This window comes from Fibrobacter sp. UWH1 (genome assembly GCF_002210365.1).
In the GTDB taxonomy this organism is placed as follows: Bacteria; Fibrobacterota; Fibrobacteria; order Fibrobacterales; family Fibrobacteraceae; genus Fibrobacter.
On record NZ_MWQG01000004.1, the window covers coordinates 132,843 to 149,403 of the forward strand.

The following is a 16,561-nucleotide window of genomic DNA, read 5'->3' on the forward strand; positions in this document are numbered from 1 at the left end:
ATGGCTATATTTTGGGCATGAAAACCGCCGAAATCCACTTTTTGCCAGACGAAATCATCAATAAAATCGCTGCAGGTGAAGTTATTGAGCGTCCGGCATCCGCTGTAAAGGAACTCATCGAGAACGCAATTGATGCGGGAGCCACCCGTATTCAAGTCACTATCGAAGAAGGCGGAAAGAAAAAAATCCAGGTTTCGGACAACGGGAAGGGCATGAGCAGCGCCGACCTGGACATCTGCTACCTGAGGCATACTACATCTAAACTAAACAATGCCGACGATCTTTTTCATCTAAGAACAAACGGTTTCCGAGGCGAAGCCGTGGCTTCAATCGCCGCCATTTCTAAGCTGACAATCACCAGCGCCACAGACGATGGCGAAAGCGGACGTCTCATTCTTAAAGGAGGCGAACTGGTAGAAAAACAGGATATTCAGGCAAGTCGCGGAACAACCTTCCTGGTAGAAGATCTTTTTTACAACACTCCAGTCCGTCGAACGTTCCTGAGTAGCGAAACTTCAGAAAGCACTCGAATTTTTGACGTCATCCTTAAGACAGCGATCGCCCACCCGGAGATCCGCTTCGATTATAAGGTTGGAGGCAAATCCGTATTTACAGGCGTCCCCGGAGAGCTCCGAAGCAGAATCGCCGAAGCCATCGGTTCTAAAATTGCAAAGGCGCTGCTCCCCGTGGACTACACCGAAGCAGGCATCCACGTCACAGGCTTTGTCTCCCCCACGACCGAAACAAACGGCAAGCGCAACAACCAGTATTTGTTCATCCGCAACCGCCCCATCGAAAGCAAGATGGTCAGCAAGGCGGTTACCCAGTCCTACGAGCCTTACGGTGCCCAGTGCAAACCTGTATCGGTACTCTTCCTGGACATGCCCGACATGGAGTTCGACGTAAACGTTCACCCGGCCAAGCGAGAAGTCCGCTTTGCCAACGGGAACCTAGTCTTTCTGGTCGTCCTCCACGCCATCCGCGAAACGTTCAAGCAGGACATGGAAGCAAATTCCCCGTTTATCGACTTGAGCGATGAAATGAGTTCGCCCGCCCCCGCAGCGTCTTCGTTTGCGGAGACTGCGGCACCGACCAGTTCCTTTGCCCCTCCCTTACAGTTTGCGGCACCTGTCAGCGAACCCACACCCCCTACAAGTTTCAAGGATCCTGGCCCTAAGCAGCCTTACACGCCCTCTTACACGCCCCCTTCGTTCAGCAAGTCCTGGATTTCTCCTAAGCCGGTAAAGCAACAGCGCGAAGACGACTTGAACCAGGACTTGTTCAGCACCCCCGAAGCAGGAAAGGTCATCTCCCTGGAAACAGAGAAGAAGGCCGAGGTCAAGGCTCCTCCCGTCTGGAATCCCCCTGCCTTTTTCCAGATCGCCAACACCTACATTGCCGGCGAAGACGTCAACGGTTTGCTCATCATCGACCAGCATGCCGCCCATTCCCGCATCCTGTACGAACAGGCTCTGGAGACTTTGCGAAACGGTTCCGCCCTGGACAGCCAGGAACTTCTGTTCCCGGAACATCTGGAACTCAGCAAGATCGAGGCCCAGGTTCTCAGTTCTGTCGAAAGCCAGTTCCAGCAGTTGGGCTTTTACATCGAACACTTTGGCGGAGACACTTACCAGATCCGTTCTATCCCCAGCGCATTGCCGCTGTCACGAGCCATCAAGGCGGTACGAGACTTTCTGGACAGCATCGACGGCAACAGCGAAGGCGACATGGTAAAGGTGCAAGACATTATCGCCAAGGCCTGGGCAAAGACCAACGCCTACCAGGCAGGAGACAAGTTGAAACCAGAAGAAATGGCCACATTGATGGGCCAGCTCATGACCACCGACGAACCGTTGAAATCCCCCTACGGAACGCCGACCCTGATGCGTTTGACATTAGAAGAACTGAGCAAGAAATTCAGACATTAACTGTTCTGACGACAGTCCTTCAGACAAATTATTCCGCAATTCTGATTCCAGTTTTGCGGATTTTTTTTCGCGTAATGACATGGCCGACTTTAAGGCTTCGGCGGCCTGTTCGTAAGACGAATCATTCCAACGGTACTTTATAAATTCAGCAGTACTCGCTTGCGATAAAACAATATTAGGGAGAGAAAAATAGGACGTCCTGACAAGACGTTTCCCTAGGGCATAGGTCAATGCATCCGGCTTGGTACAGACGACCAGGGGAACCCCGGACAAGGCAAGTTCCAAGGTAGCCGTTCCCGGAGCAGAAATCGCCCCCTGGGAATTTCTATAGAAAGCACACCGTTCCTGGGGCAGAGAGGGAGCCTCGACCACCTGAATCCAGGAGGGAACCTTTCCGTGGAAATAACGGTTTAGGCAGTCTTGAATAAGGGCCACCAAACTTTTTCGGGCCGCGACGAAAGCAAAATTTTGATCCTGGAACTTCGATGCAATCTTCAGGAAAACAGGAATATTGCGCAGAGTCTGCCCCTTACGGCTACCCGGCATCAGCAGGATTTTTTCGTGAAGATTTTTTTGTTCGGAAGAGTTCGTCACTTCTTCATGGGTGGATTCTGCAAAAGGGTGTCGCAAACGAGAAACGGAGCATCCTTCCATCTCATAAGGGGCTTTCTCAAATTCAAAAAACACAGCCAGTCGTGTCTGAGGAACAACCGCCAACTGCTTGGCACGTTTCGCCTTCCAGGCCCACACCTGGGGCGGCGCCACATAAAGGCTTGGTTTTCCGAGACGCCCCGCCAGCTGGACTAGCTTCATGTTGAACCCGGGATAGTCAATGGCCACCAGCCCCTTGCAGGCAGGATTAGCCAACACCGTTTCCAGAGTCTTATAGTCTCGACGAAGTTTCAGATACTTAGGAAGCACATCGCCAAAACCGGATACCGGCAAATCCTCATATTCCACAAGAGCGCGCAGACCCGCCCCTTGCATGCGGGGGCCACCTGAGCCCAAGGCATCAAACTGATGCGCCCCTTTTTTGAAAAAGGCAGAGACTAGGCTTTCACCAATGCAGTCTCCAGAATCTTCACCCGCACAAAAGAGGATGTACGGTTTACCTTCTTGCATTGCTAGAAACCCACACCTTGATAGCGCCGAGTTCTTTACGAAGTTTTCCAAGAAGTTCCGGAGAATAAACCACCTTGCTCTTTTTAAGAGCAAGCACATGTACGTTGCCAGATTCAGATTCCACATGACAAATCAGGTCACAACCCCGTTCTCCTTCTTCTACGAAGGGGGCGTTACGTTCCATCAAGTCCTGCAGTTTCTCGGCAAATTCTTCATCCACCATGTTCGAGAGAATGGCCATATGGATGTATTTCACCATATCGAAGCGGACACGATCCAACTGAATGACTTCCTGCACAACAAGCTGGAGGCCATCAGACATTCGTTGCGGTTCCAGGGAGCCTTTCATCAGAACGCGGTCATCGATGGTCACGGTATCGCGGAACTGTTCCCACATATCCTTCTTGAAGAAGACATCCAGGTCTCCGTGGAAATCCTGAATGGTGCCAACACCAATGGTATCGCCCTTCTTCGTTTCGATGGACTTCAACTTGATGACCACACCGCCAACGGCCACGACGGCATCACCCACATGATGGCTCAGCTCATCTTCAGCCAGGGAACAGGTGCTAAAGCCCTGAAGTTCCGGACGGAATTCATCCAGCGGGTGGCCCGACAGGAACAAGCCCAGAATATCCCGTTCCTTGTTGAGCATTTCCATAGCGGTCCATTCTTCCGCTTCTTCAAGAACTTCGGCGGAACTATCCATAGCCGGTTCGCCACCGCCCATATCGAACAGGGAAATCTGACCGCGGTCACGGTCTTCCTGCTTTTTCGCAGCCACGTCCATAGCTTTGTCTACAGAGGCCATCAAGGCAGCGCGGCTTCCAGGGAAATCGTCCAACGCACCAGCCATCACAAGGCTTTCAATCAGGCGTTTGTTCATGGGCGGGCGTTTTTCTTTCTGGGAAGCCTGATATTCTACAACGCGTTTGCAGAAACTGAACAGATCGGTATACTTGCCGCCACGTTCACGTTCTGCAACGATGTCTTCCACAACAGCGGAACCCACATTGCGGATACCTGCAAGGCCAAATAAAATTTGACCTTTTTCATTAGCGATAAATTCACCCACAGAAGCGTTGATATTAGGCGAAACCACTTCAATATCCAGGCGTTTACATTCCAAAATGATGGTCACGATATCTTCGGTCTTACCCATCTTGGAAGTCATGGATGCGGCCATGTATTCGGGGCCGTAATGGGTCTTCAGGTAAGCGGTCTGATAGGCAACGTAAGCGTAGGCAGCAGCATGGCTCTTGTTAAAGGCGTATCCGCAGAAGGGAAGCACGGCGTTCCAGACCTTCTGAATCATGGCCTTGTCGTAGCCCCTGTTAACGCACTTTTCGAAGAATTCCGGTTCAAGCTTAGCCATCTTCTCGGGCATCTTCTTGGCCATGATACGGCGGATATTGTCAGCGCCACCCAGCGTGTAGCCACCCAGAATCTGGGCAAGCTTCATCACCTGTTCCTGATACACGATAACGCCGTAAGTTTCACCCAGAACTTCTTCCAAGTCCGGATGGTAACAGTCGATTTCTTCGTTACCCAGCTTACGGGCAATAAAGTGGGGAATCTGATCGATAGGACCCGGACGATACAGGGCGTTCATAGCGATCAAGTCACCGATACGGTTGGGCTTCAGTTCACGGAGGTATTTCTGCATACCCGGAGATTCGAACTGGAACACCGTAGTGGTCATACCCTTACTCAAAAGGTCGAAGGTCGCCTTGTCATCCAGAGGGATATGGCTCATGTCCACTTCAATCTGGCGATTCTGCTTGACCATTCGGACCGTATCCTGAATGATGGACAAGTTGATCAGACCAAGGAAGTCCATTTTCAGAAGGCCGATGTCTTCTGCGTAATGCTTATCGTACATCACCACCGGAGTATCTTCGGGGGCGGCGCGATAAAGGGGAGCCAAGTTATAAATGGGGGTCGGCGTAATCACAACGCCGCAAGCGTGAACGCCTGTCTGACGGGGCAAATCTTCCAACATCAGAGCCGTATCCCAAAGGGTCTGATACATGGCGCGGGACTTGATCAGAGCCTGCAGCGGTTCCGGGCTATAATCATCTTCCAGGTTGTTACCCTTCTTGTCCTTACCGGTCCAGGCTTGCTTCAAACTGAAGTTCAAAGTACGCTGGGGGAACAGTTTCGTAACCGCCTTGGCATCGGCAGGAGCAATTCCAAGAACACGGGCCACGTCCGTAATTACCGCCTTGGACTTCAGCATACCGTAAGTAATAATCTGGCCCACGCATTCCTTGCCGTACTTCTGGGTCACGTAATCAATCACGCGGCCACGGTCACGGTCGGCAAAGTCCGTATCGATATCGGGCATGGACACACGTTCCGGATTCAGGAATCGTTCAAAGAGCAAGTCAAACTTTAGAGGGTCAATGTCCGTAATACCGATGATGTAGGTAACAAGAGAACCTGCAGCAGAACCACGACCCGGGCCCACGGGAATACCGTTGTTACGGGCCCAGTTAATGAAGTCCCACACAATGAGCAGGTAGCCAGCCACGTTCATGTTTCGGATACAGTTCAGCTCCTTGTACATACGGGCGCCCACGTCCGTCGTATGTTCGGGGAACTTGAAATTTTCTTCGGGGAAGCGCCACTTCAAGAAGCCATTACAAAGATGGATGATATAAATGTCAGAGTCAGAGCCCGGCTTACACCAGCGATGAACAGCCTTGTCCCAAGCCTTGTTATCCTCTTCGTTAAAGAATTCGGGAGCCGACAGACGATCAATTTCAGCCTTGTCATCATCAGTTAGAGCGTCAGGTTCGATTCCCTTTTCGGCACAATACTGTTCCTGGACTTTTTTCTTCTTGTCCTTGATGACGCCCTTCAATTCGCGTTCACGAACTACGGGATATTCCGCATCGTATTCGGCTTTCATGATGGCCTTGATGTTCTGATATTCTTCACCTTCCAGGAAGTCCTTGGGAATGGCAAATCGAGGCCAGAATTCATCACCGATACCGGTCTTGACGGTATAGTTACAACGTTCTGCAATCTTTACGGTATTTTCGATGGCACCGGGAATATGGCCAAACTTGGCCACCATTTCTTCTTCGGTCTGATAGTAGAATCCATCGGTAGGGAATCTCTTGTCACCGGCATCATTCAAAGTCGTCTTTGTAGAAATGCAACGAAGGATTTTATGAGCCTGGGCATCTTCCTTGTTGATGTAGTGGACATCACCTACGGCCACAACCTCACGGCCTAATTCATTTGCCAGCTGAACCGTAAAATCGTTTACCAATTTTTGTTGAGGAACACCGTTATCGCACACCCCGAAATACAGATGGTCGTGATCGAAAATCTTATCGAGACTTTCCATGTATTCGCGGGCAACGGAATTACGACCTGCGGCAACACTTTGACCGTACTTACTGAAAAAGTCACCTGCGATGGCAATGATACCTTCCTTGAACTCTTCCACCGTCTCTAGGGGAACAGAAGGAATTTCAGCCCAGCGGTCACCATCTTCGTAACGGTAACTGACGATACGGAGCAGGTTATAATACCCTTTTTCATTTTCAACCAGAAGGGTCAGGCGTTCATATGTCAGGTTATCCTTGCTGGTTGCGCTGGGGGTATCAATATAGACATGGCATCCGTACAGAGTTTTCAGAGGAGGCTGGCCGTCACCCTTGCGTTTTTTGTTAAGCCCCTGTCCACGAGTCTGGAATTCCAGAATACCAAACATGGCACCATGGTCGGTAAGGGCGATAGCCGGTGCGTTATCTTTTGCTGCGGCAGCAAGAATATCATCAAGACGGGCAGATGCCTGAAGAACAGAAAATTCGGAATGGGTCTGAAGATGTACAAAAGCCATAGCCGCAATATAAAAAAAGCAGCCTCCCCTTTCGCGAAGGAATTCGCCGAATATTACTATCTTTAAAACTATGAAAAGAGCATTGATTACAGGTATTACTGGCCAGGACGGCTCCTATTTGGCAGAGTTTCTTTTGGAGAAAGGCTACGAAGTCTTCGGTTTAGTCCGTCGCAAGAGCAAACTGGACTTTAACAACGCCGAGCACCTCCAGGGTAAGGTAACGTTTATCTTCGGTGATATGACCGACTCCGCCTCCCTGCTGAGAGCCATGGAAATCGCCAAGCCCGACGAAATCTACAATCTGGCAGCACAGTCCTTCGTGACTACATCCTGGGAAACGCCCCTCTCTACCGCAGACATCAATGCCATCGGTGTTACAAAGCTTCTGGAAGCGGTACGTCTGTGCAAGCCCGACACCCGCGTGTACCAGGCAAGCACCAGCGAAATGTTCGGAAAGGTCCAGGCCATTCCGCAAAACGAAGAAACGCCGTTCTACCCCCGCAGCCCTTATGGCGTATCCAAGCTGTACGGACACTGGATTATCAAGAACTACCGCGAAAGCTACGGAATGTTCGCCTGCTCCGGCATTCTCTTCAACCACGAATCCGAACGCCGCGGAGCCGAATTCGTAACCCGTAAGATTACCATCGCCGTTGCCAAGATCAAGGCAGGCCTTCAGGATTGCGTCGAATTGGGCAATATGGACGCCAGCCGCGACTGGGGTCATTCCGCAGACTATGTACGCGCCATGTGGCTTATGCTCCAGCAGCCCACTGCAGACGACTTCGTCGTTTCTTCGGGCGTAACTCATACGGTTCGCGAATTTGTGACTATGGCCTTCAAGGCTGCCGGTATGGAATTGACCTGGCACGGACAGGGCGTCGACGAATTCGCCACCCGCAATGACAACGGCAAGGTCGTGGTCAAGGTCAACCCTCAGTTCTTCCGCCCCGCAGAAGTAGACCTTCTCATCGGCGATTCCAGCAAGGCCCGCAAGGTTCTCGGTTGGAAACCCGAAATCAGCTACGAAGACCTGGTTTCCCGCATGGTCGCAAGCGACATCAAGCTTTTGGCCGAAGGTAAAATTTAATGGGCAGGGCTCTCATTGTCGGAGCAGCAGGTTTCGTGGGCAAATACCTGACCCGCGAACTGGAAGAAGCCGGGCACACTGTTTTTCCAACGGACATGCCCGAAATCAACCTTCTTGACAAGGCCAGCCTAGAAGCTGCCATCCGCAAGAGCAATCCCGACTACATCGTAAACTTGGCCGCCATCAGTTCTGTTGGTGCCTCCTGGAAAAATCCGACCTTGACAATGGACGTCAATGTTAAAGGTACGCTGTACTTGTTGGAAGCAATCCAGGAACTGGCCCCCCACGCCAAGACCCTCCTGATCGGAAGCGCCGAGGAATACGCCCAACAGGAATCCCCCCTCAAGGAAAGCGATTCCCTGCAGGCATCAAACCCCTATGGAATTTCCAAGATTGCCCAGGAAAATTTTGCAGACCTTTTTCGCAAGAAATACGGAATGCAGATTATCTGTACCCGTTCCTTTAACCACACTGGCGTAGGACAGGTAGAAGCCTTCGCCATTCCTAGCTTCATCGGACAGGCTGCCCGCATCGAAAAAAGCGGCCAGGAAGGAACCATCAAGGTGGGCAACCTAAGCGCCTACAGAGATTTTTCCGATGTCCGCGACGTGGTTCGAACCTACCGTCTGCTTCTTGAAAACAAGAACGAATTCCACACCTATAACGTGGGGTCCGGAAAGGCCCATAAGGTCGAGGACTTGCTACAGACCATCGTGAGTTTTGCAACGGTCAAGATCAACGTAGAACAGGATCCCGAAAGGATGCGCCCCGTCGACATGCCCTACCAATGTGCGGATAATAGCCGCATTGTAAACGCAGGCTACTGGCGCGGCACTCCCATCCAAGAAACTTTGAAGTGGATGTTTGACAATGAAAGAAATGCCTAAAATCGCAATTGACGCACGCATGGTCAGCCGTTCCGGCATTGGCACCTGCATTCAGCATTGGCTGAAGGACGTCGGCTACAAAATCGCTCTGGGCGACCCCAAGGAACTTGCAGAATATCCTGAAGTTCCAAAGCACATCCCTTTCATCAGCGGCATTTACGGGTACAAGGAACAGTTGAAGTTCCCCTATTGCAAACTTCGCCGTGAAAAGCCAGACGTCCTGCACATTCCCCATTGCAATGTGCCCCTGTTCTACCGCGGCAAAATGATGGTCACCATTCACGATTTGACCCACCTGGTCTATCCAGAATTCCTGCCCTCAAAAATTGTCCACCTCTACTTTAAATTTATTTTCTGGTTTGTCTGCAAGCGCGCCAACCGTATCATTGTCGATTCCGAAAGCACAAAGAACGACCTGGTCCGTTTCTACAACGCAGACACAAGCAAGATTACTAAGGTTCTTCTGGCAGCCGGTAAGGAATTCATCCGCAAGCCCAAGGAAGACGTGGAATACCTTTACGAAAAGTTCAACATTCCCCGCGACAAGAAGATTCTCCTGTATGTAGGCAACCTTCTTCCTCACAAGAATTTGAACGGACTCCTTGACGGTTTCGCCCAGATGAAGGGCAAGGAAGATTGCCGTCTCGTTCTCGTAGGCAAGGCCTTTGCCGGGCGCACCAACGCCACCAAGGAATCTGACTTGGGAATCGCTGACCTGACAATTCACGCAGGCATGGTAAGCCAGGACGACCTGGTAAATCTGTACAACCTGGCAGACCTTTTTGTGCTCCCCTCCCTGTATGAAGGTTTCGGCCTTCCCGTTCTGGAGGCATTCGCCTGCGGTACTCCGGTCGCCTGTTCCAACACATCTTCGTTGCCTGAAGTTGGCGGTGACGTGGCCACCTATTTTGACCCCAAGGATCCTTCCAGCGTAGCACAGGCTCTCGAAAAATCCATTGACTCCAAGGGAATGTTTGACGACAAGATTGATGCCTGGGTGAGCCAGTTTACCTGGGAAAAGAGCGCCAGGGAACTTGCAGAAATTGCCGCAGAAGTCGCAGGGAAATAATCCATGCAGAGCCAATCCAACCTAAAGAAAAAACTGCTGAACCTGCTGAAGGTCGTTGTAAGTGTGGGCGGCCTTGGCTTTATCTTTTACAAGGTTCCCTTCGCAAAGGTCAGCAGCCATTGGACGGAACAGGCTCTCCCCTGGATTGGACTTATCCTGATCTGCACCGTTTTTAGCATGGCAATCCAAGCCAACCGATGGCGTTGTCTGCTTCTTGACGAAGGCAAGAAAGTCCCCTTCAGAATTTTTTACGGTTACATCGCCCTGGGCTATTTCTTCAACAACTTGCTTCCCAGCGGATTTGGCGGGGATGCCGTAAAGACAATCGCCTTCGGCAAGCGTTTCGGCAACACGGCAAATTCCGTCGCCGCCGTCGTCATATCGAGAGTGATGGGGCTTTTGGCCATGTTCCTCTGCTTCTTCGCCATGTTCCCCTTTGTCATTACCAGACTGCAAATTCCCGCCATTTACACGGGAGCGGTTTGCGGAGTGGCCCTCCTCAGCATCCTGATCATTACGGCCGGGCTATTTTCAGACAAAATAAAGATTCCCGACACACTAGGCCAGAAGATTCCATTCCTCCTGAAACTGCAAAACGCCTTCAGCATTTACCGCGGTTACAAGAAAGCCTTCATCCTTTCGGGTGTGGATTCCATCTGGCTGCAGATTTCTTCGATTCTAATCCACTACGCCTACTTCCAGGCCGTAGGCTCCCCTGTTGACTTGGCCACCATAACCATATTCATGACCATCACCATAACGGTTTCCATGTTGCCCATTTCCATCAATGGGATAGGACTTCGCGAAAGTGTGAACGTCAGCCTGTTTACAGGTCTGCTGGGAATTCCCGCAGACATCGTCCTGGCCGCGGCCCTGATCGGCTACATCCCCATGATTTTCCAGGCCGTGCAGGGGGCTGTAGCATTTGCAGTCCTCAAAGGGAACAAATAATCGCGCCGGAGGCGCCTGGTTTTATAACTCGTAATTCATAACAAAGCAAAAAAGTCCTGGTATTTCACCAGGACTTTTTGCTTAAGCTTTAGGGTGGAAGTTAGTTCCAGTTTTCGGCCTTCAGGTCACGGCCCCAAATTTCGTCGAAAACTTCCTTCACGGTCTTGCCACCAAAGAGCAAGTCGTAAACAGCATTCACGATAGGCATTTCGACGCCAAGCTTGTCGGCCAGAGCCTTGGTGCTACGGCAAGTGGGGACGCCTTCGGCAATCATCTTCATGCCGCCGAGAACCTGATCAATAGTTTCTCCCTTACCGATGTGTTCACCCACATAACGGTTACGGCTATGCTGAGAAAGGCAAGTCACAATCAAGTCACCCATACCGGCAAGGCCAGCGAAGGTTTCGGGATTGGCACCCATGGCACGACCCAGGCGGCACATTTCTGCCTGACCGCGAGTGAGGAGGGCTGCACGAGTATTGTCGCCAGCGCCAACACCATAAAGCACACCAGAAGCGATGGCAATCACGTTCTTCACGGAACCGCAAAGTTCCACACCGATAATATCGGTAGAGGTGTACACGCGGAGGTAGGAGCAGCTCATAGCCTTCTGCACCAGCTTTGCAGACTCTTCGCTAGTAGAAGCGGCAACGATTGCAGTCAGCACATGGCGGCTAACTTCTTCGGCGTGAGACGGACCGCTAAAGGCAACCATCTTGTCGTCGGTGAGCCAAGGAACATTTTCAAGAAGGACTTCGCTCATGAGCTGATTGGTACCTTCGAGAATACCCTTGGTAGCGCAAACCACCACCGGTTCCTTACCCTTTTCAGGGGTCCACTGACCAAGATTCTTGGCAACACCGCCCATGAACTGGGAAGGCACCACGATCATCACCATTTCTGCGCCTTCGAGGGCGGCATTCATGTCGGTGGTATACTTAAAGTCAGCGGGGAAAATTACACCGGGAAGCTTATCCTTGTACTGATGTTCAGTAGAAAGCAGATCGACTTCAGCCTGGGAATTGGTCCAAAAAGTAATGTCGTTCTTATTTTCGTAAATCACCTGGCCCAGGGTAAGACCCCAGCCGCCGGTACCCAAAACTGTAACTTTCATAATAAAAACCTCGTTTACAAAACAATCTACAAAATTAACGTTTATTGTTTGGGAGTCTTGCGCTTGCTACCAAAACCGTTTTCGGTACCATTCATCAAACGTTTGATGTTGGACTTATGCTTTACAATCACAAAGACAGCAACAATCACGGCAAGAATCATCTGACCGAGATTGATGGATTCCAGATAATGTTCGGGAACCAGGTAGCCGTACACAGACAGAAGACCCAGAACGGCGCAGCCGCCAATGCTCCCCACAGACACATACTTTGTAGAGAAGGTCAGGATAATCCAGGTGGCAAAACCGATAAGCACGGTAATGGGGCTAATGGCAAGGAACACACCCAGTGCAGCCAGAACACCCTTACCGCCGCGGAAACCGGCAAAACAAGTGAAGCTATGGCCAAGAATCACCAGAAGACCAGCAACCAGGGGAACCCAGCTAGACCAGTCGGCACCACCGGCTTCAACCTGGGCCTTGCACATGAGAGCGGCAATGAAAGGTCCAAAGAAACCCTTCAGCAAGTCCATGAACACAACCGGCAGGGCGGGCTTCCAGCCCAAGACGCGGAATGTATTTGTAAGGCCGGCATTCTTCGATCCGTATTCGCGGATATCGAAGTCCTTACCTTTCGCGATTTTTGCGATCCATATGGCGCTGGGTATCGACCCCAGCAAGTACGCTATTGGAAGACTCAGTAAACTGTTCAAGTTCTTCATCCTTTCTAAGGGTTAATTTCATATCGAAGTTCAAACGGAGAGGAGCGCCTTGCAGCTGGAATTCCTCAAAGAACTTCTTCATCAGGTAGCGCTTGTAAGACTCGGCCACCAAATCAGGGGTGCGGGTCTCGATAGCGATTACAGGGGGTTCCACCATGATCTGGCAGGCACGGGTCAGCTGAACCGTACGGGCGTTCTGGCTAGGCACCGGATTTTCTTCGATGAACTTAGCGAAAGCCTGGGCAACATTGTCGCGGCCAAGAACTCGGCGGCAGTTGGCATACACGGTCTGGATAGCCTGAATGACGCGGTTGATGCGCTGGCCTTCCTTGGCACTGATAGAGAGAATGGGAACGTATTCCAGCATGGGTTCGCGTTCCATCATTTCCTTAACCATGTGGTCAAAGGACTTTTCGGTCTTGTTGGGGAGAATGTCCCACTTGTTCAGCAACAGGACCAGGCCCTTGCCAGCCTTGCGAATTTCGGTGATGATGCGGAAATCCTGAATTTCGAGACCGCGGGTGCAGTCCACCATCAGCACAGACACGTCGGAACGGCGAATGCTTTCCAGAGTGCGCATGTTACTGAAGATTTCCACTTCGTCGTCGACCTTGGCCTTCTTGCGGAGGCCAGCGGTGTCGGTAACAACAAACTTCTTGCCATCTACAACAAAGTCGCAGTCAATGGAATCGCGGGTGGTACCCGGAATATCGCTGACCACGGCACGTTCTTCGTTCAGCAGGCGGTTGAGCAAGGTGCTCTTGCCGGCGTTGGGTCGACCGAGAATGGCAAACTTGATGGGGCGTTCTTCACGACGTTCACCGCGAACCGGAGTCGGAAGCACAGCGATGATTTCATCGAGAAGGGAAAGGCAGGCGTAACCGGTCAGGGCACTGATAGTGCGGGGCTGACCAAAACCCAGCTTCAGGAATTCATAGCTTTCCTGACGGTCGCCACCGTTTTCGCTCTTGTTGGCCACAAGAATCACCTTCTTGTCCAGCTTGCGGATCAGGCGTGCGAACTGCTGGTCCAGCTTGGTAATGCCCACACGGACATCCACCATGAACAGCACCAAGTCGGATTCATTGACTGCATTAAAAATCTGGGTGCGGACGCTATCGGCCAGCACATCGATGGTGTCGTCGGGCAGGAATCCGCCAGTATCCACCACGGTAAATTCATGACCCTTGAAACGGGCATTCTGGTAATGACGGTCGCGGGTGACGCCATCACGGTCACTAACCACGGCGGCACGACGGCCGAGAATGCGGTTAAACAGGGAGGACTTGCCTACGTTGGGGCGTCCAATAATACATACGATAGGTAACTTCATTATGGGGGAAAATATAGAATATTTATGCGCCTGTCTTAAGGTACTACAATGCCAATATGGCCTTCACCACCCCCACATCCGCAGGAAGCCAATCCAGACCATGAAGCTCCTGGGGCCCCAACCAACGAGACGCTTGGTGTTCTAATAAAGTAACACTTCCATTCACAATGGAACAGAAATAGCAATGCATGGTCAAGTGAAATTTAGGGTAATCATATTCCACCGTGGTAATGAACTGCCCCACCTCCACATCAACGGCCAGTTCCTCTTTTAGCTCTCGGGCCAAGGCCTGCTCAGGAGTTTCGCCAGGTTCCATTTTTCCACCCGGGAATTCCCACCCGCCCTTTTGATCGCCGTAGCCACGCTGGGTTGCAAAGAACTTTTTCGTCCCGGCGGATTCGTCGCAAATAACACCGGCCACAACTTCTATTGTTTTCATGAGAAAAATGTAATAAAGGTCAATCCTTTACGCAACGGACATTGGAGACATCGCCTTCACGTAGAACTGAGCCAAAGTGAAGAGACGTTCGTTGAGAAGCAAAAACCGCTCGCCAAACGTGATTGGGAACGTCATTTGTTCGAATCGAAGAATCCAATGTTGACGTCAAAAAGTACGCATACAAGCCATCATCCCTTCTCTTGGCGAGAGATGGTTGCATATTAAAACCGCAATCATCATACCCATTAGCAGAGTCTCCAGGGTTCAAAGGAATCCAGCCAGACACACTTTTCAAATGCAAGGCGGCATTCCCTGATCCATCAACACTTTTCCCAAGAATCTGCCATTCATCCATAGATGGCAAATGCCAGCCAAGTGGGCAGCTTGCACTGTCATACAGGTAAAAACGCCCCACAGTATTACAGCCATCCTCTTCAAAGTAGCATACGCTCCATGCCTCAGTCTTGTAATTCAGATTCTCGGCCATCCACACCTGGTCTCCGATGGTCGTGTACTTGTAAACGCGGCCGTCGCGTTCGTCGGTGAAAGTGCCGCGGTTCGGCATGCCATAGGCGTTCGTGCCGATGTCGGGGCACACCTTCTCGGCGCTCCATGCCTCGTCGGAGTCAGTGAGGCAAGAAGAGAAAAACAGTGCCAGCAAGGCGAACAAAAGCGAAGCCATTACCTTTTTCATAAGAGTTTCCTTTTTTCAGTTTCCTAGAATTCAAACAACTTATCCGGAAACTTGGCGGAGCTGCGGAGCGCGAGGATTTTCGTTACCACCTTCGTCTCGATACCCGAAACCATCACGGAGACCACCATGGATTTCAGGTTATTCTCGGAATCGTAGGCGAACGTCGTATGCACGGACTTTTCTGCATCATCGTTTTCAAGCTTTTCGATGCGTTTTTTCTGGGAATTGTAGTAAAGCGCACCCTCGGCACCCTCGATCTTGTATAAGTTTTCGGACACTCTCACCGGGGATTTCCATTCGCCGGCGTCGAGGGGGTTGAAGTTCGTGTACTTCTGGGCCTCCAAAGCCTCTCCGTTGTACGGCAAAATCTGGAACTTATTCGTGTTCAAGTCAATGACCTTCATACGAGAGCCGTTTACGATGCTGCGCTGGTTCATGAACGACGTCTTCATCTCGGTGTAGGTCTTGGAACGGCCCTTCTGAACCATGTAAATGGAAACCACCTGCCTGCCGGCGTGTTCACCGTGGTGCGGATGCTCATTTCCACAGAATCCTGCGAGAGGGCGCGGGACTTAAGGTCGGCACGCACCTGGTCAAGGGTAAGAGCGAAGGAGGAAACGGAAAAAAGAAGGATGGATAGCAAAAATTTTGGCATGATCAATCCTTGAGGCAACGGATGGAGATAAAATTATGCGATGTAAAAGCCATATTCCCAAATTCCATAATCATATTCCACGCATAAAGTTCGTTTTTAGCCGTCGTTGTTGCAAATGCAGATGTAATTGAAAATCGCTGCATTGCGCCATTCATAAAAAGGTATCCATTAAGTGGCACCGAATAGCCACAAGAATTATCTGGCCTTTTATACCATTTTTTCGTTTCCGAATCAAGTCTATCATAGGATTCTTCTTCTAAAAGTCTCAACTCATCATTTTGAACAGATTCCATCAAAACTTCCCATTCTGCTTTGGACGGCACACGCCACCCCTGCGGACATATCGTATCCAACAGAACCCTGTCCAAGAACCCCTCCTTTTCCCCATTTTCATAAAGGTTATAATACCTCCCAAATCGTTCGCAGAATTCGTCGGCGATGCATTCGTTTGTTGTGCAGGTGGTGTTCATGCGTTGGCCGATTTCGGCGAGCTTGGATGTATCTTCAACACATACTGTATCACCAATATCATCAAACTGAAAACGCTGTTTCCAATAACACGTCTTTTTGCCATAACACATGCTGTACGGATAAGGCAGTTCGTACTTTAAATTTTCTGCCATCCACACCTGGTCTCCGATGGTCGTGTACTTGTAAACGCGGCCGTCGCGTTCGTCGGTGAAAGTGCCGCGGTTCGGCATGCC

At 50.9% G+C, this 16,561-nt stretch carries 14 protein-coding genes; 5 read left to right on the forward strand and 9 right to left on the reverse strand.

The window, feature by feature from the left end; genetic code table 11:
• Positions 1 to 17: 17 nt before the first annotated feature.
• Positions 18 to 1,928, forward strand: a complete 1,911-nt coding sequence (mutL, locus tag B7992_RS03310; RefSeq protein WP_073155991.1) for a DNA mismatch repair endonuclease MutL — start codon at positions 18 to 20, stop codon at positions 1,926 to 1,928.
• Here mutL and B7992_RS03315 read toward each other — a convergent pair.
• A complete protein-coding gene (locus tag B7992_RS03315; RefSeq protein ID WP_073282950.1) occupies positions 1,896 to 3,050 on the reverse strand; it encodes a lipid-A-disaccharide synthase in 1,155 nt (384 codons plus the stop codon). The genes mutL and B7992_RS03315 overlap by 33 nt on opposite strands.
• Positions 3,037 to 6,906, reverse strand: a complete 3,870-nt coding sequence (gene dnaE, locus B7992_RS03320) for a DNA polymerase III subunit alpha (protein WP_088665562.1) — start codon at positions 6,904 to 6,906, stop codon at positions 3,037 to 3,039. The genes B7992_RS03315 and dnaE overlap by 14 nt, the downstream gene beginning before the upstream one ends.
• Positions 6,907 to 6,976: 70 nt before the next feature.
• On the opposite strand from dnaE, the gene gmd reads away from it, so the two are divergent.
• The 4 genes from gmd to B7992_RS03340 are packed head-to-tail and all read left to right on the forward strand — an operon-like array spanning position 6,977 to position 10,903.
• A complete protein-coding gene (gene gmd / locus B7992_RS03325; protein WP_088665563.1) occupies positions 6,977 to 7,996 on the forward strand; it encodes a GDP-mannose 4,6-dehydratase in 1,020 nt (339 codons plus the stop codon).
• A complete protein-coding gene (locus tag B7992_RS03330) occupies positions 7,996 to 8,883 on the forward strand; it encodes a GDP-mannose 4,6-dehydratase (protein WP_088665564.1) in 888 nt (295 codons plus the stop codon). The genes gmd and B7992_RS03330 overlap by 1 nt, the downstream gene beginning before the upstream one ends.
• The gene (locus tag B7992_RS03335) at positions 8,867 to 9,952 is read left to right on the forward strand and encodes a glycosyltransferase family 1 protein (RefSeq protein WP_073155976.1); all 1,086 of its coding nucleotides are present in this window, start codon (positions 8,867 to 8,869) and stop codon (positions 9,950 to 9,952) included. The genes B7992_RS03330 and B7992_RS03335 overlap by 17 nt, the downstream gene beginning before the upstream one ends.
• A gap of 3 nt (positions 9,953 to 9,955) precedes the next feature.
• A complete protein-coding gene (locus B7992_RS03340) occupies positions 9,956 to 10,903 on the forward strand; it encodes a lysylphosphatidylglycerol synthase transmembrane domain-containing protein (protein ID WP_073234129.1) in 948 nt (315 codons plus the stop codon).
• 100 nt (positions 10,904 to 11,003) lie between these two features.
• Here the strand turns inward: B7992_RS03340 and B7992_RS03345 are convergent, their stop codons facing one another.
• The 7 genes from B7992_RS03345 to B7992_RS03375 all read right to left on the reverse strand — a co-directional run.
• A complete protein-coding gene (locus B7992_RS03345; protein ID WP_073155970.1) occupies positions 11,004 to 12,017 on the reverse strand; it encodes an NAD(P)H-dependent glycerol-3-phosphate dehydrogenase in 1,014 nt (337 codons plus the stop codon).
• 41 nt (positions 12,018 to 12,058) lie between these two features.
• Positions 12,059 to 12,694 (reverse strand): glycerol-3-phosphate 1-O-acyltransferase PlsY, encoded by a 636-nt coding sequence (gene plsY, locus B7992_RS03350; protein ID WP_158535408.1) that lies wholly within the window; start codon positions 12,692 to 12,694, stop codon positions 12,059 to 12,061.
• Complete coding sequence (gene der / locus B7992_RS03355) at positions 12,642 to 14,069, reverse strand: ribosome biogenesis GTPase Der (protein ID WP_073282944.1); 1,428 nt, start codon at positions 14,067 to 14,069, stop codon at positions 12,642 to 12,644. Before der ends, plsY begins: the two co-directional genes overlap by 53 nt.
• Before the next feature lie 43 nt (positions 14,070 to 14,112).
• A complete protein-coding gene (locus tag B7992_RS03360) occupies positions 14,113 to 14,508 on the reverse strand; it encodes a (deoxy)nucleoside triphosphate pyrophosphohydrolase (protein ID WP_073282942.1) in 396 nt (131 codons plus the stop codon).
• Between the two features lie 19 nt (positions 14,509 to 14,527).
• The gene (locus tag B7992_RS03365) at positions 14,528 to 15,202 is read right to left on the reverse strand and encodes an FISUMP domain-containing protein (RefSeq protein ID WP_073282939.1); all 675 of its coding nucleotides are present in this window, start codon (positions 15,200 to 15,202) and stop codon (positions 14,528 to 14,530) included.
• Positions 15,203 to 15,225: 23 nt separating this feature from the next.
• A complete protein-coding gene (locus B7992_RS03370) occupies positions 15,226 to 15,705 on the reverse strand; it encodes a hypothetical protein (RefSeq protein ID WP_073282936.1) in 480 nt (159 codons plus the stop codon).
• Positions 15,706 to 15,859: 154 nt separating this feature from the next.
• A partial coding sequence (locus B7992_RS03375) for an FISUMP domain-containing protein (RefSeq protein WP_275976873.1) occupies positions 15,860 to 16,561 on the reverse strand: 702 nt, incomplete at its 5' end.